Below are 18,803 nucleotides of genomic sequence, written 5' to 3'. Positions count from 1 at the left end.
GCCCGCAACGTGTCAGCCCCCGCGGCGGGTTGCCACACCCCGAACCGGCCCGGCTACTGCCCGTAGAATACCCGTTCGAAAACACCGCGGGCGCGCCTGCTGATCCTCAGGTAGTCCTCTTCCAGCGCGGCAGCGTTGCCTGGCGGGTAGCCGCACCAGCGGGCCACGGCTTCCAGGTCCCTGCGGGAAGACGGCAGGAGGTCGGAGGCGCGGCCGGTCCAGATGACGTTGGCCGACCTGATGCGGCTGGCCAGGCGCCAGGCTTTGAGGAGGAGTTCCGCCTCGTCCGCTTCCAGGAACCCCAGGGAGGCAGCGGCATCCAGTGCCGGCACGGTGGACGTGGTCCGCAGCTCCGGATGCTTGCCCGCGTGCTGCAACTGCAGCAGCTGAACGAGCCATTCAACGTCGCTGAGGCCGCCGCGTCCCAGTTTGAGGTGCCGCGCCGGATCCGCGCCGCGGGGCAGCCGCTCCGCTTCCACCCTTGCTTTGACGCGGCGGATTTCGCGCACGTCCTTGTCCGACAGTTCTTCCGGATAGCGGATGGTGTCGACCAGCTCCACGAAGTCCGCTGCCAGGTCATCATCCCCTGCGATGGGCAGGGCCCGCAGCAGCGCCTGGGCTTCCCAGACGAGAGACCACCGGCGGTAGTACTCGGCGTAGGAATCCAGGGAGCGGACCATGGCTCCGCTCTTGCCTTCGGGCCGCAGGTCGGCGTCCACCATCAGCACGCGTTCCGCCAGGATGGCGGGCTTGAGCGGCTGCGTCAAAAGGTTCGAAATGTGACCCACGATCTGCGCGGCCTGGTTCTGGGCTTCTTCCTCGGGAACGCCCGGCAGACCGCGGTGCACGTACATGACATCCGCGTCGGAGCCGTAACCGATTTCGCGGCCGCCCTGCCTGCCCATGGCCACCACCAGGACACGTGTCTTCAGGGGACCCGAGGAACCCACGATGCTTTCCGCGACCCGGAGGGCGCCCAGCACTGCTGCGCGGTCCGTGTCCGCGAGGGCAGCACCCACCTGGTCCTGGTCCAGCAGCCCGGCGCTGTCCGCAATGGCAACCCGCAGGATCTCCCGGCGACGGATCAGCCGGATGAGCCGCATGGCGCTTTCCGGGTCCTCATGCCGCGACATCTTCGAGGTGATTTCCAGCCACTGGGCTTCGAATCCCAGCGGGGCCAGCTCCTTGTCCGTCCCGAGCCAGGCCACCGATTCCGGGGAAACCTCCAGGAGGTCTGCGATCAGGCGCGAGTTGGAGAGGACATGGCAGAGCCGCTCGGCCGCCGCCGTCGAATCCCGCAACATTCCCAGATACCAGTGCGTTGTTCCCAGCGCCTCGCTGACGCGGCGGAAGCCCAGCAGCCCCGCGTCGGGATGCACGCCGTCGGCCAGCCACCCGAGCAGGATGGGCAGGAGCTGGCGCTGCAGCGCCGCACGCCGGCTCACCCCGGCGGTGAGCGCCTCGATATGCCTCATGGCGCCCCGGGGATCCTGGTAACCAAGGGCGGCAAGGCGGCCTTGTGCGGCCTCCGGCGTCAGCCGCGCTTCTTCGCTGCTCAGCTTGGCGGCGGTGTTCAGCAGAGGCCGGTAGAAAATGCGTTCGTGCAGTTCGCGGACAGCGCGTTTGGTTTTTTGCCAGGCAGCCAGGAGGGCATCCGGGTGCGGGCGTTCCCGTGCAAAGGGGCCGAGCACGCCCTTCGCCAGTGCACGCAGGGCGTCTTCCCTCACCGGCATGAGATGGGTGCGGCGCAGCTGGAAGAGCTGGATCCGGTGTTCCAGGAGCCGGAGGTACCGGTAGGCATGGTCGAATTCGGCGGCGTCCGTCCGCCCGATGTAGCCGCCGGCCGAGAGCGCGGCGATGGCTGAGGTAGTGTCCCGGTGCCGGAGGGATTCGTCGGCTTTGCCGTGCACCAGCTGCAACAACTGGACCGTGAATTCGACGTCCCTCAGGCCGCCGCGGCCCAGCTTGATCTGGCGCTGTTCCTCATCTGCGGGAATGTTGTCCGTGACGCGCCGGCGCATGGCCTGCACGGATTCCACAAATCCTTCGCGGTTCGCCGAACCCCAGATCAGCGGAAGGACCGCCGCCTCGTACCGGCCGCCCAGCTCCGCGTCCCCCGCAATGGTCCGCGCCTTCAGGAGGGCCTGGAATTCCCAGCTTTCTGCCCACCGGGCGTAATAGCTCTGATGCGACGCCAGCGTCCGCACCAGCGGTCCCGATTTACCCTCCGGCCGCAGGTTGGCGTCCACCTCCCAGAGGCCGGGTTCCCGGCCGATGGACATGATGGCCCGCGAGATCCCGGTGGCAAGGGCCGTCCCGATCGTGTTGGCGCGGGCATCATCCAGCTCGCCGGCGTCGATCACGTAAATGACGTCGACGTCGGAAATGTAGTTGAGTTCGCGGGCACCGCACTTGCCCATGCCGATGACGGCGAGTCCTACTTCGGCGACTTCCGATGCCGAGAACTGCTCACCTGCCTCGGCACGGGATACTGCCAGGGCCGCCTCGATGGCAGCACCGGCAAGATCCGCCAGTTCCGCGCCGGCCGCGGGCATGAAGTCCAGCGGATCGGCGGCACACAGGTCCTTCACCGCCAGATCAACCACGCCCCTGCGGTAAGCAGTTCGCAGGGCCACGTAGGCCTCCGGGCCGGAGAGCCCGGCCACCGGCCTCCGCGCCTTCGGGTCGGCGTGGACGGATCGCAGGAGACGCGCCCTCAGTTCCCCGGCATCCGCCGCCGCAGGCTCCGGGCTTGCCACCACGTCAAAGGCGTCAAGGTGCTCCGGGTGGCGGATCAGGAATTCACCCAGCGCCTCGGAGGCACCCAGGACCCGGTACAGCGGCTCGCTGGTGTCGATGTCGGCAGCAGCAAGCTTCCGAAGATCGGGATGCTTTTCGATCAGGCGCACCAGCGACTGCAGGGCGGTGTCGGGGTTGGCGGCCAGATGGAAGCCAGCGAACAGTGCCTCTTGGTCGATCCCTTCCAGTTCCCGGGCAGCAAGGAACCGCTCCCCCTTTTCCAGGTCACTGAAACCAGCGGAGATCAGGCGACGGGCGAGGCTCACCGCAGCCCCCTACAGAATGCCGAGGTTGCGCTGCAGCTCGTAGGGCGTCACCTGGAGACGGTAGTCCTGCCATTCTGCGCGCTTGTTGCGCAGGAAGTACTCGAAGACCTGTTCGCCAAGGATCTGCGGCATAAGCTCGGAATCCTCCATGGCCCGGATCGCATCGTGCAGGCTCGCGGGGAGCGGATCGTGGCCCATGGCGCGGCGTTCGGCCGAGCTCAGCGACCAGATGTCGTCCTCTGCGGCTGCCGGAATCTCGTAGCCCTCTTCAATGCCTTTGAGGCCGGCACCGAGCAGGACGGCGTATGCCAGGTAGGGGTTGGCAGCGGAGTCGATGCCGCGGTACTCGATGCGGGCGGACTGCCCCTTGCCGGGCTTGTACAGCGGAACGCGCACCAGCGCGGAACGGTTGTTGTGGCCCCAGCTCAGGTAACTGGGTGCTTCGCCGCCGCCCCAAAGGCGCTTGTAGGAGTTCACGAACTGGTTGGTCACTGCGGTGAACTCGGGGGCGTGCTTAAGGATGCCCGCGATGAACTGTTTGGCCGTCTTGGACAGCTGGAATTCCGCGCCGGCTTCGTAGAATGCGTTGGTGTCGCCTTCGAAGAGGGAGAAGTGGGTGTGCATGCCCGAGCCCGGGTGCGCCGTGAACGGCTTGGGCATAAAGGTGGCGTAGGTGCCCTGCTGCAGGGCGACTTCCTTGATGACGGTGCGGAAGGTCATGATGTTGTCCGCTGTCTGCAGGGCGTCAGCGTAACGAAGGTCGATCTCGTTCTGGCCGGGACCGGCCTCGTGGTGGCTGAACTCGACCGAGATGCCCACGGACTCCAGCATCGTGACCGCGGTGCGCCGGAAGTCCTGCGCGACGCCGCCGGGAACGTGGTCGAAGTAGCCGCCCTCGTCCACGGGGACGGGTGAACCGTCCGGGCCGGGCTCCTGCGACTTCAGCAGGTAGAACTCGATCTCGGGATGCGTATAGCAGGTGAAGCCCATGTCTGCGGCCTTGGCGAGGGTGCGCTTCAGGACGTTGCGCGGGTCCGCTGCGGAGGGCTCGCCGTCGGGGGTCAGGATGTCGCAATACATGCGCGAGGTCTGTTCAGTCTCACCGCGCCACGGCAGGATCTGGAACGTCGAGGGGTCCGGCTGTGCCAGCATGTCCGACTCGAACACGCGGGCCAGGCCCTCGATCGCGGAGCCGTCGAAGCCGAGGCCCTCCTCGAAGGCACCTTCAACTTCAGCGGGGGCAAGCGCAACAGACTTGAGTGAACCCACGACGTCCGTGAACCACAGACGCACAAACCGTACGTCGCGCTCTTCGATTGTCCGCAGGACAAACTCTTGCTGGCGGTCCATGATGGCCTCTTCTCCGGGTCAACGTATTGATGCCCCGGGTCCGTATTCGCTAGAGCCGGCGGCAGCTCACGATTCACTTTACTAAGCATTCGCGCGGAATGTTGGAGCCGGAGGTCCGCGTAACACAGCGTTAACACGTACACCGGCCCTCTGGGCCCGGCAGAGCCGCCGCGACCGGCCCCGGGCGATGTATTTGTGACGAGATTCACCGGCTCCGGCCGGACGCCCGGTAGCTAGGACGCGCAGTATCGCATTACGCTCTAGCCATGGCCACAAGCAACAGTTCCGATTCCAGCATGTCCGCCGAAGTACCTGCTCCCTACGGCAACGGTCCCGCCGGGCCGGCCGCAACGCCGTCGGACGCCGCCAGGAAGCCCGCGGCCCGAATCCGGACCCACCACCTGCAGCAGGCCAAGGAAAAAGGTGAGCACTTTGCGATGCTCACGGCCTACGAACAGTACACTGCCGAGATTTTCGACGAAGCAGGCATTGAGGTGCTCCTCGTCGGCGATTCCGCGTCCAACAACGTCTTCGGCAACGAAACCAGCCTGCCGGTCACCGTCGATGAGCTCCTTCCGCTGTGCCGTGCCGTGGCCCGGTCCGCGAAGCGGGCCTTGGTGGTCGCTGACCTTCCGTTCGGAAGCTACGAGGTTTCAGCCGAGCAGGCCGTGGCCACTGGCGTCCGCTTCCTGAAGGAGGGCCTTGCCCATGCCGTGAAGATTGAAGGCGGCAAGTACTACGCGGACACCGTCCGCGCCATGGTCCAGGCCGGCATTCCGGTCATGGCGCACATCGGCTTCACTCCCCAGAGCGAGCACTCGCTGGGCGGCTACCGGGTGCAAGGCCGCGGCGATGACGCACAGCGGCTTATCGACGACGCGGTGGCACTCGCCGACGCCGGCGCCTTCAGCGTCCTGATGGAAATGGTTCCCGCCGCCACCGCTGCGGCCGTCGATGCTGCCATTTCTGTTCCTACCGTCGGCATCGGCGCCGGAAACACGACGACCGGCCAGGTGCTGGTCTGGCAGGACATGGCCGGACTTCGAGGCGGGAAGATGGCCAAGTTCGTCAAGCAGTATGCTGACCTGCGCACCTCGCTGAGCAACGCGGCCAAGGCATATGGCGAGGACGTGCGGACGGGCCAGTTCCCCGGCCCCGAGCATTCGTTCTAACGAAGCTCCGGGCCGGGGCTCCCCTATTCGGCTGCGATAGGGCCGTCACCGACTTTGATGGCGGACACTTCAAACTCCAGGGTGATCTTGTCCGACACGAGTACGCCGCCGGAGTCCAGGGCCGTGTTCCATTTGAGCCCGAAATCCTGGCGGTCGATGCGACGGGAACCTTCGAAGCCGGCCCGGAGGTTGCCCATCGGGTCCCGCTCGACGCCGATGAAGTCGATCGGAATCGAAATCTCCTTGGTGACGCCCCGGATGGTCACGTCTCCGCTGACAATGAAGTGGCCCTCGTCAACCTGATCCACCCGGTTGCTCAGGAAAGTGATCTCGGGGAACCGGGGAGCGTCAAAGAAGTCATTCGTCCGCAGGTGCTGGTCACGGTCGGCATTGCGGGTGTCAATGCTCGCTACCTTGAGAGTCAGCCCGACCTTCGAGCGGTCAAGGTTCTGCGAGTCGACTGTGATCGAGCCTTCGAGATCGTTGAAAGCTCCGCGGACCTTGGTGACCATTGCGTGGCGGGTGGAGAAGCCGATTCGCGTATGCGTCGGGTCGAACCGCCACTCTCCTGTGTATTCTGGCTTGATTGCGGCCATGACTCTCCTAAATGCGGTACCGGCCGGTCCGGTACTCGAATGTGTACTAACTCTCGCAGACGATACAGGTCAGTCCTCGTCGCCCTTTTCCCATGATTCGTTTCGCGCCTTGACCTTTTCGAGCGCATGCTCTGCTTCTTCGCGCGTCTTGTAGGGCCCGATCAGCTGCGTCCAATCGGACATGGCGTCTTCCTCCACCTCGTGGGTTTTGACGTTGTACCAGTACTCGGTCATCGCTGCTCCTCGCATCACGCAGGCTCCACGCCCGCTGAAAGTGATCCACGTAACGTAGGGCTGCATCGTGTTCCGATCCGGCTTTCCGTTACATGGGGTTCTACGCCTGCTTATATGATCAATCTATGCCTTCTCTTGCCTCGACTGCACCCACCGGCACACTGGTCCCCGGAACCATCAGCCCGCAGCTGCCCGTCCCGGCGTCAATCCCCCGCCCCGAGTATGTGGGCAAACCGGGTCCGGAGAAGTTCACCGGCTCCGAGGTGAAGTCTGCCGAGACCATCGAGAAGATCAGGATTGCCAGCCGGATCGCGGCCCAGGCAATCGTCGAGGTGGGCAAGCACATCGAACCTGGCGTAACGACCGACCAGCTGGACAGGATCGGCCATGAGTTCCTGGTCGACCACCACGCCTATCCGTCGACACTGGGCTACCGGGGCTTCCCCAAGTCGTTGTGCTCGTCGCTGAACGAAGTGATCTGCCACGGAATACCGGACAGCACGGTGGTCCAGGACGGCGACATCCTGAACATCGACATCACGGCCTTCATCGGAGGGGTCCACGGCGACACCAATTTCACGTTCCTCGTTGGCGACGTGGACGAAGAGTCGCGGCTCCTGGTGGAACGCACCAAGGAATCCCTCAACCGTGCCATCAAGGCCGTGGCCCCCGGACGTGAAATCAACGTCATCGGCCGCGCAATCCAGTCCTACGCCAAGCGCTTTGGCTACGGCGTTGTCCGGGATTTCACCGGTCACGGTGTCGGCGAAGCGTTCCACACCGGCCTGATCATTCCGCACTACGATGCGGCCCCCGCCTACAACACGGTCATGGAGGCGGGCATGGTGTTCACCATTGAACCGATGCTGACGCTCGGTACCGTGGAGTGGGACATGTGGGCCGACGATTGGACCGTCGTGACGCGCGACCACAAGCGCACCGCCCAGTTCGAGCACACCCTGCTCGTCACCGAATCAGGCGCAGAAATCCTCACCCTGCCCTGATTGCCCCGCCCGGCCCCGCCGGCACATTTGCCCAGTTACCTCTTTCCCGCCCACAGCCACGAACGGAATCACATTGGCCAAGAAGGACGACAAGTCAACCAAGAACGCCCCGCTGATCGGTATTGATATCGGTGGCACCGGAATCAAGGGCGGCATTGTCGACCTCAAGAAGGGCAAACTCGTAGGCGACCGCTTCCGTGTACCCACGCCGCAGCCGGCGACGCCCGAGTCGGTCGCCGAAACGGTGGCCGCTGTGGTCGCCGAGCTCGACGCGCGGCCGGATGCGCCCGCCCCCGATTCTCCGATCGGCGTAACCTTCCCCGGCATCATCCAGCACGGCGTGGTCCATTCCGCAGCCAACGTCGACAAGTCCTGGCTCAACACGGATATTGACGCCCTGCTGACCAAACGCCTGGGCCGCCCCGTCGAGGTCATTAACGACGCCGACGCCGCCGGCCTCGCAGAAGCCCGCTACGGCGCCGGCGAGGGCGTCTCCGGTACGGTCCTCGTGATCACGCTGGGAACCGGCATTGGCTCGGCCTTCATCTTCAACGGCAAGCTGGTCCCGAACGCCGAACTCGGGCACCTTGAAATCGACGGCTACGACGCCGAGAGCAAGGCCTCCGCCGTGGCCCGGGAACGCGACGGCCTCAGCTGGACCGAGTACAGCGTGCTACTCCAGCGCTATTTCTCGCACGTTGAGTTCCTCTTCTCCCCGGAGCTGTTCATCGTCGGCGGCGGCATCTCCAAGCGAGCCGACGAGTATTTGCCGCACATGAAACTGCGCACGAAGATCGTCCCGGCCGAACTTAAGAACGACGCCGGCATTGTGGGCGCCGCGATCGAGGTCGCGCTGACACACAAACTGGCCAAGTAGCCGGAGCCGCCGGCGCCGCAATCGTGGCGCCGGCTTGGCCCGGCCCGGGTACAGCACGTGGTGCCGGCGGTGGCTTCGGCTTCCCCTCCGCTGCCACCACCGGAGTCTAGAGGGGGCTCTTCTCGGAGTTCTTGCCCTTAGCGGCCTTTGCATCGACTTCCGCTTCATGGCGAAGGATGGCAATGGCGGTCTCAAAGTCCTCGAGGGACTCGAACGCCTGGTACACGCTCGCGAACCGGAGGTAGGCGACTTCGTCCAGTTTCTGCAGCGGGCTGAGGATGGCGAGGCCCACTTCATGGGCGTCGATTTCCGCAGCGCCTGACGCGCGGATCGTTTCCTCGACTTCCTGCGCCAGCATGGCAAGGTCGTCTTCGGTCACGGGCCTGCCCTGGCATGCTTTCCGCACACCGTTGATCACTTTGCTGCGGCTGAAAGGTTCGCCGACGCCGGAGCGTTTGATCACCGTGAGGCTGGTGGTTTCCACCGTGGTGAAGCGGCGGCCGCACTCAGGACACTGACGGCGGCGGCGGATCGCGGAACCGTCATCGGCCATCCGGCTGTCCACCACGCGGGAATCAGGGTTGCGGCAAAACGGGCAATACACGTTGCTTCCTTCCCTGGCCGGAAAACATTTGGCCGGAATATTCTTCCAAAATCAGTTTACGACTACATGTAGCCGAATCACAAGCCTGTAATTACTACATGTAGTGGTTAGGCATCGCCGGTAAACCGTGCCGTCACGGCCTCGCCGTGGGCGGGCAGGTCCTCGGCCCCGGCGAGGCTGAGGATGTGCCCGCTGACCCTTTCGAGGGCCGGCTTGCTGTAGTTGACCACCTGGATGGCGCGAAGGAACGTGGTGACATTGAGGCCGGAAGAGAAGGCTGCCGTGCCGCTGGTGGGCAGCACGTGGTTGGACCCTGCGCAGTAATCCCCGAGGCTGACGGGGCTGTAGTCCCCCACGAAGATGGCTCCCGCGTTGCGGATGCGTGCAGCGACAGCCGGGGCGTCCGCCGTCATGATCTCCAGGTGCTCCGCGGCGTAAGCATCGCAGGCGGCGATTCCCTGGTCCAGGTCGTCCACCAGCACCACGCCGGACTGCGGGCCGGACAGGGCTTCCCGCACCCGCTCTGAGTGTTTGGTCAGGGCAGCCTGCACGTCAAGCTCGACCCGGACGGCCGCAGCGAGCTCTTCGGAAGCGGTGATGAGGACGGACGCGGCCTTCGGATCGTGTTCTGCCTGGCTGATGAGGTCGGCCGCGACCAGCGACGGGCGGGCGCTGCCGTCGGCAAGGATGGCGATTTCCGTGGTGCCGGCCTCGGAATCGATGCCCACAACGCCCTTGACCAGCCGTTTGGCCGTCGCCACAAAAATGTTGCCCGGCCCGGTCACAACGTCCACCGGATCCAGGGCTGCCGCCGGGTCTTCCGCGGGAACTCCGTAAGCAAAGGCCGCAATGGCCTGGGCCCCGCCAATGGCGTACACCTCGTCGATGCCCAGCAGCGCCGCAGCGGCCAGGATGGTGGGGTGCGGGAGTCCGCCGAAGTCTTTCTGCGGAGGCGAGGCCAGGGCGATGGATGCCACCCCTGCCGCCAGTGCGGGGACGACGTTCATGATGACCGACGACGGATATACGGCCAGTCCGCCGGGGACATAAAGCCCCACGCGGCCAACCGGCACCCAGTTCTGGCTCACGACGGCGCCCTCGCCGAGTTCGACGTCGACGTTTGCCGGCCGCTGGCTGTCAGCGAACTTGCGCGCGCGGCTGATGGATTCTTCCAGGGCCGCCCGCACTGCGGGGTCCAGTGTCTCCAGCGCTTCCTGCAGCGCAGCGGCCGGCACCCTCGGGTGTGCCTGCTCGACGCCGTCGAACGCCTTCGCGTAGTCGCTCAGCGCGGCGAAGCCCCGGGAACGGACCGCCGTGATGATGTCCGTGACCTTCTGCTCGGCGTCCGCCATGGTCTGGTGCCGGGCCCGCGGAACAGCCGCCCGGAGTTCGGCCAGGGAGAGCCGCTGGCCGCGCAGGTCAATGGTGCGGTAGCTGACGGCCGGCGTGGTGATCTGGGCGGGGCTGTCGGGAGAAATAGTCACCCGTCCATTTTACGTGGTTTGCCCAGGAGGCTAAGCAGGTTTGCCACAAAGACGGAAATGGCCACCGCTGCCGGCCAAATGGCCAGGACGGCGAGGGCACGGAGCGAGAAGGCAATGCTGGCGTTCGGAGCGGTATCTTCAGCCGGTCCCCACCACTGCCCCGCCAGCACCCCTGCCTGCCAGGCGACGACGGCGCCAAGCGCACCGCCGATCACGGCGAACAGCACCGTCCGTGGCGCGGGTCCTCCGGTTCGTTTTCCGTCGAGGAGGAACCCGGTGACGCAGCCTGCCAACAGAAACAGGCCGGCCAGCACAAGGTCCCGGGGAAGCCAGCCTTCGGCATTCGTTCCGGTGGCCAACGAGGGGTCGCCGGACAACAGGTTCAGTCCCCCGGGCGCCAGCAGCCACCACGCAAGTCCGACGGGGATCCCGGCGGCGGCTATGGCTGCGGGCACGCGCCACGAACCCCCGTCACCGCGGTAAAGTTCACCATAGGCGGGAGGGAGTCCGGCATCCCCGTGATGGCTCGGATTTTGCGGAGCCTGCCCGGTGCCTGATGGCTGTTTCATGAAACAAACATTAACAAACGTTCACCGCCGTTCAACAAATGACGCGGCAGGTAACCAAGTCACGGACGGCATCGGGGGCCCCATACGCTGGCATGCAGGACAAACCAGGATTAGTTTCAGCAGGGAGTTAGATCACAGTGACCTCAGATAACGCAGCCTTCGAAGGCACGTTCAAGGAGATGTTCCGCCGGCATGCGGCCGGCGTGGCAATTATCACGGTGAACTACAACGGCATCCCGTACGGATTCACGGCCACCTCCGTGGCCTCGCTGTCCGCCCAGCCGCCGCGTTTTACCTTCAACATGGCCCGCAGCTCCAGTTCATGGCCGGCCATCGCCAACACCACGCACATTGGTGTCCACATGCTTGGGCTGGAGAACCAGGAACTTGCGGACCGCTTCGCACGGACCAAGAACCGGTTTGAGGGCGACCATTGGGAACTTGGACCGCACGATGTACCAGTCCTCAAGGACGTCGCCGGATGGCTGATCGGCAAGATCCAGATGCGCCTCTCCTTTGAGAACAACGCGGTGGTCGTGGTGGAAGTCGTGGAAGGACAAGTGGGCGAGGACGGCTCTCCGCTGCTTTACCACTCCGGCGCCTACAGCCAGCCCGTCCCGCTCGACTACGAAATCTAGCGCTCTACCAGGGCAACGGCGCGGACGATCCGAGTTCGAAGAACCGCGGACTGCTGCCACCGGGTTCGGAAAGCTCCCGCAGCAGCTCTTTGGCCGCCGTCGCGGGCTCCTTCGACGCACCGCTTCGTCCCATCCCGGTCGCCAGTGCTCCCGGATGCACGGACCAAACGTCCAGTTCCGCGCCGAATTCCTCATGCAGGCTAAGCGTCAGCATGTTGAGCGCCGCTTTGCCGAGCCGGTAGCCGTAACTCGTCCCGAAGCCGGCGAATTCACCGTTCGCCTGCAGAGCGGCCGAGCCCAGCCGGGACGACACATTGACCACGAGGGGCCGGCGGCCGCCTGCACTCGGGCGAAGCAGCCCGGCCAGCGACGCCTGGGTCACCCTGACTGCGCCCGCGACGTTATTGTCGAAGAGCTGCGCAAGGGAATCGGGGTCAACTGCCGCCAGCGTCTTCTGGCTGCTGCCCACCGCGGCATTATTGACCACGACGTCGATGCTGGTTTCCGCAAGAGCCTGCGACACTTCCTCGGGGCAGGAATGCGCAATGTCCCATTCCAGGAACCGCACCCTGCCGTCAGTCCCGGCGTTTGCCGCGTAGCCCGGCCTGACAATGCCGTAGACCGTCCATTCTTCGGCCGCAAGGACCGCCGTGAGGGCGGCACCGAAGCCCCTCCCCGCGCCGGAAATCACCGCGACGCCCGGGGCCGGGTTCACCGGATGTCCAGGCGCATTGGCTGTCCAGGCAACTAGCTGTCCAGGCAGGTGGGTCCGAGCAGCACCTTCAGGTCGCCGAACAGTGATGGGCTCGGGTTGACCCTCAGGTGCACAGGAAGCGCCATCACTTCCACCCTGGTGTCTCCCTGCAGGTGCAGCCTGACCTCCGAGTTGCCCCGGTGGGTCCTCAGCACGTCCCCCAGCTCGGTCACCACGGCCTCGGTCGCCTTGTGCGTCTGCATGGTGATCACCAGGGGCCCGTTCAGGCCTTCGCTGAGGTCCGGGACGGACAGCTCCATGCAGTTCAGGGCGACGGCGCCGTCGTCACGGCGCTGCAGCCTGCCCTTGACCACCACGATCAGGTCTTCAGCCAGAACGGACGCAATGGGACCGTAGACCTGGCCGAAGAACATGACCTCCATGGAACCGCCCAGGTCCTCGATTTCCGCGCGGGCATAGGCGTTTCCGCTGGCTTTCGCGATCCGCCGGCTCAGCGAGGTGATCATGCCCGCAATGGTGATGATGGCGCCGTCGTGCGGGCCGTCCTCTGCGATGACCGAGGTGATGGACTGGTCGGCGTGCTGGCTCAGCAGCCCTTCGAGGCCCTGCAGCGGGTGGTCCGAGACGTAGAGGCCCAGCATGTCGCGTTCGAAGGAGAGCTTGTCCTTTTTCTCCCACTCGGGAAGGTCCGGGATTTCGATGCTCAGGGACGCTTCGGATTCGGCCTCGTCGAAACCCGCGAAGAGGTCGAACTGCCCGATCGCTTCGTTGCGCTTGAGGGTGATGACGGAGTCGATGGCTTCTTCATGGATCATGGCAAGCGCGCGCCGATGGTGGTTCAGGGAGTCGAACGCGCCAGCCTTGATCAGCGATTCAATGGTGCGTTTGTTGCACACCACCGCAGGGACCTTCATGAGGTAGTCCTTGAAGGACGTGTACGCGCCTTCCTTTTCCCGCGCCGCCACCATGGCTTCGACGGCGTTCACGCCGACGTTGCGGATTGCGCCCATCCCGAAGCGGATGTCGTTGCCCACAGGGGTGAAGTTGAGGGCTGACTCGTTGACATCGGGCGGCAGCACCGTGATGCCCATGCGCCGGCATTCATTCAGGTAGATCGCCGATTTGTCCTTGTCATCGCCCACCGAGGTCAGCAGGGCAGCCATGTACTCCGGCGCATAGTGCGCCTTGAGGTACGCGGTCCAATAGGAGATTACGCCGTACGCGGCCGAGTGCGCCTTGTTGAAGGCGTAGTCGGAGAACGGAAGCAGGATGTCCCAGAGGGTCTTGACGGCGGCCATGGAATATCCGTTGTCCTGCATGCCCTGCGAGAAGCCGGCGAACTGTTTGTCCAGTTCGGACTTCTTCTTCTTGCCCATGGCACGGCGCAGGATGTCGGCCTGGCCCAGCGTGTAGCCGGCGAGCTTCTGCGCCACGGCCATGACCTGCTCCTGGTACACGATCAGCCCGTAGGTGCCGCCCAGGATTTCGGAGAGCGGTTCTTCCAGCTCCGGATGGATCGGAATGACTTCCTGGATCTTGTTCTTGCGCAGCGCGTAGTCGGTGTGGGCGTTGGCACCCATGGGGCCGGGCCGGTACAGGGCCAGCACCGCGGAGATGTCTTCGAAGTTGTCAGGCTTCATGAGCTTGAGCAGCGAACGCATGGGGCCGCCGTCAAGCTGGAACACGCCCAGGGTGTCACCCCGGGCCAGCAGCTCGTAGGAAGCGGTGTCGTCGAGTTCCAGGGTTTCGAGGTCAAGATCGATGCCGCGGTTCATCTTGATGTTTTCCAGGGCGTCCGAAATGATCGTCAGGTTCCGCAGGCCGAGGAAGTCCATCTTGATGAGGCCGAGGCCTTCGGACGTCGGGTAGTCGAACTGCGTGATGACCTGGCCGTCCTGGAAGCGGCGCATGATCGGAATCACGTCGATGATGGGGTCCGAGGACATGATGACACCGGCGGCGTGCACGCCCCACTGCCGTTTCAGGCCTTCGATACCCAGTGCCGTTTCGAAGACTTTGGCGGCTTCCGGGTCGGTGCTGATCAGCTGGCGGAAGTCACCGGCTTCGCCGTAGCGCTTTGCGTCCTTGTTCTGAATGTCGGCCAGCGGAATGTCCTTGGCCATCACCGCCGGCGGCAGCGCCTTGGTCAGCGTCTCACCCATGCTGAAGGGGTAGCCCAGGACGCGCGAGGAGTCCTTCAGGGCCTGCTTGGTCTTGATGGTGCCGTACGTGACGATCATGGCCACGCGTTCGTCGCCGTATTTGCGCGTGACGTAGTCGATGACTTCGGAGCGGCGCCGGTCATCGAAGTCGACGTCGAAGTCAGGCATGGAAACACGGTCCGGGTTGAGGAAGCGTTCGAAGATCAGGCCGTGGTGCAGCGGATCCAGGTCGGTGATGCGCATGGCGTAGGCCACCATGGAACCTGCACCGGAGCCACGCCCGGGGCCCACGCGGATGCCGTTGTTCTTGGCCCAGTTGATGAAGTCGGCCACCACGAGGAAGTAGCCCGGGAATCCCATGGAGGTGATGACTTCGAGCTCATAGTCGGCCTGTTGGCGGACCTTGTCCGGGATGCCCTTCGGGTAGCGGTACTGGAGTCCCTTGTCGACTTCCTTGACCAGCCAGGACGTCTCGTCCTCCCCCTCGGGGCAAGGGAAGCGTGGCATGTAGTTGGCGCCCGTGTTGAACGAGACTTCACAGCGCTCGGCGATCAGCAGCGTGTTGTCGCACGCGTCGGGGTGGTCGCGGAAGAGTTCGCGCATTTCCTGCGGTGACTTCAGGTAGTAGCCGCTGCCGGAGAAGGCAAACCGGGAGCCGCCGTTGTCGTAGGTCGGTTCCAGGAGGGTGGACCCGGACTGGATGGCCAGCAGGGCCTCATGCGCCTTCGCATCGTGCTCGTGCGTGTAGTGCAGGTCATTGGTGGCCACCAGCGGCAGGTTCAGGTCCTTGGCCAGGCGCAGGAGGTCGCCTGTGACGCGCCGCTCGATATCCAGGCCGTGGTCCATGAGTTCGCAGAAGTAGTTCTCCGCGCCGAAGATGTCGCGGAACTCTGCAGCAGCCTCCAGCGCTTCGCGGTACTGGCCGAGCCGCAGCCGGGTCTGCACCTCACCGGACGGGCAGCCGGTGGTGGCGATGAGCCCTTCCGAGTAGGTGTTGAGCAGCTCGCGGTCCAGCCGGGGCCATTTGCCGAACACCGAGTCCAGCGAAGCGATCGACGAGGCACGGAACAGGTTCCGCATGCCCACGTTGTTGTAGCTCAGCAGGGTCATGTGGGTGTACGAGCCACCGCCGGAGACGTCGTCCTTGCGCTGGCTTTCCTCGCCCCAGCGGACGCGGCTCTTGTCACCGCGGGCGGTCCCGGGAGTCACATAGGCTTCGACGCCGATGATCGGCCTGATGCCCTTGTCCGTGGCCCTCTTCCAGAAATCGAACGCGCCGAAGAGGTAGCCATGGTCGGTGGTGGCCAGCGCGGGCATTCCCAGCCGCTCGGTTTCATCGAAGAGCTCACCGAGCCGGGCGGCGCCGTCCAGCATCGAGTACTCGGTGTGGTTGTGGAGATGGACAAACGAGTCGTTGCTGGAAGTCACCGGACCATTCTAGTGCCGGGCAGGGACAATTCCGGCTCAGGCGTCCCCGGAGGCTAGAACTTCGAGTGCATACGCGAGATCCTGCGGGTACTCACTGGTGACTGTCACGCGCTCTCCGGTCCTGGGACTGTCGAACCCGAGCTGCCGGGCGTGAAGCCACTGCCGGGTCAGTCCCAGGGTTGCGGCAAGCCGCGGATCGGCTCCGTAGGTCAGGTCACCGGCGCAGGGGTGGCGCAGGGCCGAAAAGTGGACCCGGATCTGGTGGGTGCGGCCGGTTTCCAGGTGCACTTCCACGAGTGAAGCCTTCCCGAAGGCCTCCAGGACCTCGTAGTGGGTCACGGATTCCCGGCCGTCCTCTATGACGGCAAAGCGCCAGTCATGGCCGGGGTGGCGGCCGATGGGTGCATCGATCGTGCCCGCCAGGGGATCCGGCAGACCCTGGACCACTGCGTGGTAGACCTTGTCCACGGTGCGCTCCTTGAAAGCGCGTTTGAGCGCCGTATAGGCGCGTTCGGACTTGGCCACCACCATGACCCCCGACGTGCCGACGTCGAGGCGGTGCACGATGCCCGCCCGCTCGGGTGCTCCCGACGTCGAAATCCGGTAACCGAGCCCGGCCAGTCCCCCCACCACGGTGGGTCCCACCCAGCCCGGGGACGGGTGGGCGGCCACACCCACCGGCTTGTCGATGACGACGAAGTCCTCATCGTCCAGCAATACCTTCAGGCCTTCCACAACTTCCTCCACGACTTCCAGGGGGTCCCGGCGTTCCGGGACAACGACTTCCAGCACGGTGCCGGAGGCCAGCTTCAGGGACTTGCCCACGGCCTTGCCTGCGGAGCTGACGTTGCCCTCGGCGATCAGGGTGGCCGCCTGGGACCGGGATATGCCCATCAGCCTGGCGAGTCCCGCATCGACGCGGGTGCCGGCCAGCTCTTCGGGAACGGTGAGTTTCTCAGGCATCGGTGCGCCCCGCCGGTTTCTGGATCCGTGAACCGTCAAGTGAAATACCGCGGAGCGTCAGCAGGCAGATGATCACGACGGCGGAGACAACAGCGGAATCGGCGATATTGAAGATCGCAAAATTGGGCAACTGGATGAAGTCCACCACGTGGCCCATGGCGAAGGACGGTTCACGGAACAGCCGGTCCGTGAGGTTGCCCAGGGCACCGCCCAGAAGCAGGCCAAGCGCCAGGGACCACCAGGCGGAACCTAGTTTCCGCAGCTGGAAAAGAATGGCGATGGAGACGCCGGCCATGATGATGGTGAAAACCCAGGTGACATTCTCGCCGATGGAAAACGCGGCCCCGGAGTTCCTGATGTAATACCAGTGCAGCAGCGGGGGCAGCACCGGGATGCGCTCCCCCTCCACCATGGTGGAGGTGACCCACAGCTTGGTGAGCTGGTCGAAGACGTAGGCGAAAACAGCGAAGCCGGCGAAGAGCGTCAGCAGGACCGCCTTTCGCGGCCGGGCTTGCGTCGTTGCTGGCTGCGCTGCGGCAGGTGCTGTTTCGTCAGTCATAAAGCTTTCATTCAGGAGCCAGTCCCGGGACTGGAGGGAAGATGCTGGTGCCCGCTGCCGGCAGCGCCGGTAGCGGTTAATGGCAAAAGCCGGCGGCCGAGGAGTCCTCAGCCACCGGCTTTCAGAATACTTGCTAAACAGCGGGGCTGCCGTCGCCAACCTCGGGCGCAGCCACGGAACCGCGGGCATCCAGGTCGCGGAGCTGACCTTCGATGTAAGCCTTCAGGCGTGAACGGTAGTCGCGCTCGAAGCCGCGCAGCTGTTCCACCTTGCGCTCCAGGACAGACCGCTGCTGTTCCAGGGCGCCAAGGATCTTGCGGGACTTCTCCTGCGCGTCGTTGACCAGGCTGCTGGCTTCGATCTGCGCTTCCGCGATGATCTTGTCCTTCTGCTGCTGGCCATCTGCGACGTGCTTGTCGTGCATCTGCTGCGCCATGGCCAGGAGGCCGGCGGCGGACTCCGCGGTCGGGTTGACCGCGGAAGGGGCAGCCGGAGCTGCTACCGGTGCAAGAGCCGCTGCCGGCTCGGGAGCCTTCTTCTTGGCTTCGGCGGCGGCCTTGGCCTCGGCTTCAGCCTTGGCCCGGGATTCGTCCTTTTCAGCCTTGACCGGCGCGGGGACCTTCTCCACCACCGGCGCCGCTACTGCGGAGCTGGCGGGCGTGCCTGAGCCGCTCTCGGCAAGCTTCTTGCGAAGCTCGTCGTTCTCTTGGTTCAGGCGGCGCAGTTCGACGACGATTTCGTCCAGGAAGTCGTCAACTTCGTCCTGGTCGTAGCCTTCGCGGAACTTGGTCGGCTGAAAGCGCTTGTTGACAACGTCTTCTGGCGTCAAAGCCATCTGGTCACCTCGTTGGTCTAGTTAGTCAGTAGGCCTTCCGGCCGTCAAAACTACGGTACCTAAATATGGTCTGGTTCCTCTAATTCAACACTGAGGTGTCAAACCGGAGTTTCTACACGATGCCGTGGATGGCGGTTTCCCGTCCCGCTACTGCGCCGCAAGCTGTAATGAAAATTACGCGAGATTCCGTACGATTGCCATAGCCACGCTGATGGCTATGAAGAACAGCAAAAATCCGAGATCCAGCGAAATCCCGCCCAGGCGCAAGGGCGGAATGAGGCGCCTCAGCACCTTCAGGGGCGGATCTGTGACGGAGTAGACAGTGTGGGCCGCCACCAGCGCTGCACCCCGGGGCCGCCACTCACGGGCAAACATCTGCACCCAGTCGTAGACCAGCCGGATGATCAATGCCACAAATACGAATAATAAAGCGATATAGATAAGTCCGAAAACAATTCCCATGAGTTAACTCATATCTCCATGTTCATTCCGGATCCCGCAGTCTCCTGTTGCCATTCTTATCTATTTCAGCACGGATGCCAGACAGG

The 18,803-nt window shown here is 64.5% G+C and carries 17 protein-coding genes; 4 read left to right on the top strand and 13 right to left on the bottom strand.

Features of this window, described 5'->3' with window-relative positions:
- Positions 1-53: 53 nt before the first annotated feature.
- Both AC07YR_RS03565 and glnA read right to left on the bottom strand, forming a co-directional pair.
- Positions 54-3,065: a bifunctional [glutamine synthetase] adenylyltransferase/[glutamine synthetase]-adenylyl-L-tyrosine phosphorylase gene (locus AC07YR_RS03565; protein ID WP_494733058.1), complete on the bottom strand. Its 3,012-nt coding sequence runs from the start codon at positions 3,063-3,065 to the stop codon at positions 54-56.
- Positions 3,066-3,074: 9 nt separating this feature from the next.
- On the bottom strand, positions 3,075-4,415 hold the full coding sequence (gene glnA, locus AC07YR_RS03560) for a type I glutamate--ammonia ligase (RefSeq protein ID WP_011691452.1): 1,341 nt from the start codon (positions 4,413-4,415) through the stop codon (positions 3,075-3,077).
- Between the two features lie 266 nt (positions 4,416-4,681).
- Here glnA and panB point away from each other — a divergent pair, with 266 nt between their 5' ends.
- Positions 4,682-5,587, top strand: a complete 906-nt coding sequence (panB, locus tag AC07YR_RS03555; RefSeq protein ID WP_436057287.1) for a 3-methyl-2-oxobutanoate hydroxymethyltransferase — start codon at positions 4,682-4,684, stop codon at positions 5,585-5,587.
- A 23-nt stretch (positions 5,588-5,610) separates the two neighbouring features.
- Here the strand turns inward: panB and AC07YR_RS03550 are convergent, their stop codons facing one another.
- Both AC07YR_RS03550 and AC07YR_RS03545 read right to left on the bottom strand, forming a co-directional pair.
- Positions 5,611-6,183, bottom strand: a complete 573-nt coding sequence (locus tag AC07YR_RS03550; protein WP_436057286.1) for a YceI family protein — start codon at positions 6,181-6,183, stop codon at positions 5,611-5,613.
- A 69-nt stretch (positions 6,184-6,252) separates the two neighbouring features.
- Positions 6,253-6,417 carry an SPOR domain-containing protein gene (locus AC07YR_RS03545; RefSeq protein WP_156372338.1) on the bottom strand — a complete coding sequence of 55 codons (165 nt, stop codon included), beginning with the start codon at positions 6,415-6,417 and terminating at the stop codon, positions 6,253-6,255.
- Positions 6,418-6,542: 125 nt separating this feature from the next.
- Between AC07YR_RS03545 and map the strand changes: the two genes are divergently transcribed.
- Together map and ppgK are read left to right on the top strand one after the other, a co-directional pair.
- Positions 6,543-7,421 carry a type I methionyl aminopeptidase gene (gene map / locus AC07YR_RS03540; RefSeq protein WP_055800060.1) on the top strand — a complete coding sequence of 293 codons (879 nt, stop codon included), beginning with the start codon at positions 6,543-6,545 and terminating at the stop codon, positions 7,419-7,421.
- A gap of 73 nt (positions 7,422-7,494) precedes the next feature.
- Positions 7,495-8,298 (top strand): polyphosphate--glucose phosphotransferase, encoded by an 804-nt coding sequence (gene ppgK, locus AC07YR_RS03535; RefSeq protein ID WP_028271751.1) that lies wholly within the window; start codon positions 7,495-7,497, stop codon positions 8,296-8,298.
- A gap of 106 nt (positions 8,299-8,404) precedes the next feature.
- Here the strand turns inward: ppgK and nrdR are convergent, their stop codons facing one another.
- The 3 genes from nrdR to AC07YR_RS03520 form a co-directional block, all read right to left on the bottom strand.
- Entirely contained in the window at positions 8,405-8,902 is a 498-nt protein-coding gene (gene nrdR / locus AC07YR_RS03530; RefSeq protein WP_436057285.1) for a transcriptional regulator NrdR, read from the bottom strand.
- Between the two features lie 107 nt (positions 8,903-9,009).
- Positions 9,010-10,386: a histidinol dehydrogenase gene (gene hisD / locus AC07YR_RS03525; protein WP_494733057.1), complete on the bottom strand. Its 1,377-nt coding sequence runs from the start codon at positions 10,384-10,386 to the stop codon at positions 9,010-9,012.
- Positions 10,383-10,955, bottom strand: a complete 573-nt coding sequence (locus AC07YR_RS03520; RefSeq protein ID WP_494733056.1) for a hypothetical protein — start codon at positions 10,953-10,955, stop codon at positions 10,383-10,385. The genes hisD and AC07YR_RS03520 overlap by 4 nt, the downstream gene beginning before the upstream one ends.
- A 179-nt stretch (positions 10,956-11,134) precedes the next feature.
- On the opposite strand from AC07YR_RS03520, the gene AC07YR_RS03515 reads away from it, so the two are divergent.
- Complete coding sequence (locus tag AC07YR_RS03515; RefSeq protein ID WP_436059294.1) at positions 11,135-11,593, top strand: flavin reductase family protein; 459 nt, start codon at positions 11,135-11,137, stop codon at positions 11,591-11,593.
- A 4-nt stretch (positions 11,594-11,597) separates the two neighbouring features.
- On the opposite strand, the gene AC07YR_RS03510 is transcribed toward AC07YR_RS03515, so the two are convergent.
- The 6 genes from AC07YR_RS03510 to AC07YR_RS03485 form a co-directional block, all read right to left on the bottom strand.
- Positions 11,598-12,308, bottom strand: coding sequence for an SDR family NAD(P)-dependent oxidoreductase (locus tag AC07YR_RS03510; protein WP_494733055.1), 711 nt, complete (start codon positions 12,306-12,308; stop codon positions 11,598-11,600).
- 32 nt (positions 12,309-12,340) lie between these two features.
- A complete protein-coding gene (dnaE, locus tag AC07YR_RS03505; RefSeq protein ID WP_436057281.1) occupies positions 12,341-15,898 on the bottom strand; it encodes a DNA polymerase III subunit alpha in 3,558 nt (1,185 codons plus the stop codon).
- Between the two features lie 36 nt (positions 15,899-15,934).
- Entirely contained in the window at positions 15,935-16,861 is a 927-nt protein-coding gene (locus AC07YR_RS03500) for an RluA family pseudouridine synthase (protein ID WP_494733054.1), read from the bottom strand.
- A complete protein-coding gene (lspA, locus tag AC07YR_RS03495) occupies positions 16,854-17,420 on the bottom strand; it encodes a signal peptidase II (protein ID WP_436057280.1) in 567 nt (188 codons plus the stop codon). The genes AC07YR_RS03500 and lspA overlap by 8 nt, the downstream gene beginning before the upstream one ends.
- Before the next feature lie 133 nt (positions 17,421-17,553).
- On the bottom strand, positions 17,554-18,255 hold the full coding sequence (locus tag AC07YR_RS03490) for a DivIVA domain-containing protein (protein WP_055800084.1): 702 nt from the start codon (positions 18,253-18,255) through the stop codon (positions 17,554-17,556).
- A 174-nt stretch (positions 18,256-18,429) separates the two neighbouring features.
- Entirely contained in the window at positions 18,430-18,717 is a 288-nt protein-coding gene (locus tag AC07YR_RS03485; RefSeq protein WP_028271742.1) for a YggT family protein, read from the bottom strand.
- Between the last annotated feature and the right edge of the window lie 86 nt (positions 18,718-18,803).

It is taken from the genome of Arthrobacter sp. GW460-12-1-14-TSB2, assembly GCF_059423525.1.
Note: the sequence above shows the minus strand (reverse complement) of the source record. Positions and strands in the feature narration are given on the sequence as shown.

Coding starts and splice junctions, on each gene's coding strand:
- panB (WP_436057287.1), top strand. CDS start 4,682: ATGGCCACAAGCAACAGTTCCGATTCCAGCATGTCCGCCGAAGTACCT.
- AC07YR_RS03550 (WP_436057286.1), bottom strand. CDS start 6,183: ATGGCCGCAATCAAGCCAGAATACACAGGAGAGTGGCGGTTCGACCCG.
- AC07YR_RS03490 (WP_055800084.1), bottom strand. CDS start 18,255: ATGGCTTTGACGCCAGAAGACGTTGTCAACAAGCGCTTTCAGCCGACC.
- AC07YR_RS03500 (WP_494733054.1), bottom strand. CDS start 16,861: ATGCCTGAGAAACTCACCGTTCCCGAAGAGCTGGCCGGCACCCGCGTC.
- glnA (WP_011691452.1), bottom strand. CDS start 4,415: ATGGACCGCCAGCAAGAGTTTGTCCTGCGGACAATCGAAGAGCGCGAC.
- AC07YR_RS03515 (WP_436059294.1), top strand. CDS start 11,135: ATGTTCCGCCGGCATGCGGCCGGCGTGGCAATTATCACGGTGAACTAC.
- map (WP_055800060.1), top strand. CDS start 6,543: ATGCCTTCTCTTGCCTCGACTGCACCCACCGGCACACTGGTCCCCGGA.
- AC07YR_RS03545 (WP_156372338.1), bottom strand. CDS start 6,417: ATGACCGAGTACTGGTACAACGTCAAAACCCACGAGGTGGAGGAAGAC.
- AC07YR_RS03520 (WP_494733056.1), bottom strand. CDS start 10,955: ATGAAACAGCCATCAGGCACCGGGCAGGCTCCGCAAAATCCGAGCCAT.
- lspA (WP_436057280.1), bottom strand. CDS start 17,420: ATGACTGACGAAACAGCACCTGCCGCAGCGCAGCCAGCAACGACGCAA.
- AC07YR_RS03485 (WP_028271742.1), bottom strand. CDS start 18,717: ATGGGAATTGTTTTCGGACTTATCTATATCGCTTTATTATTCGTATTT.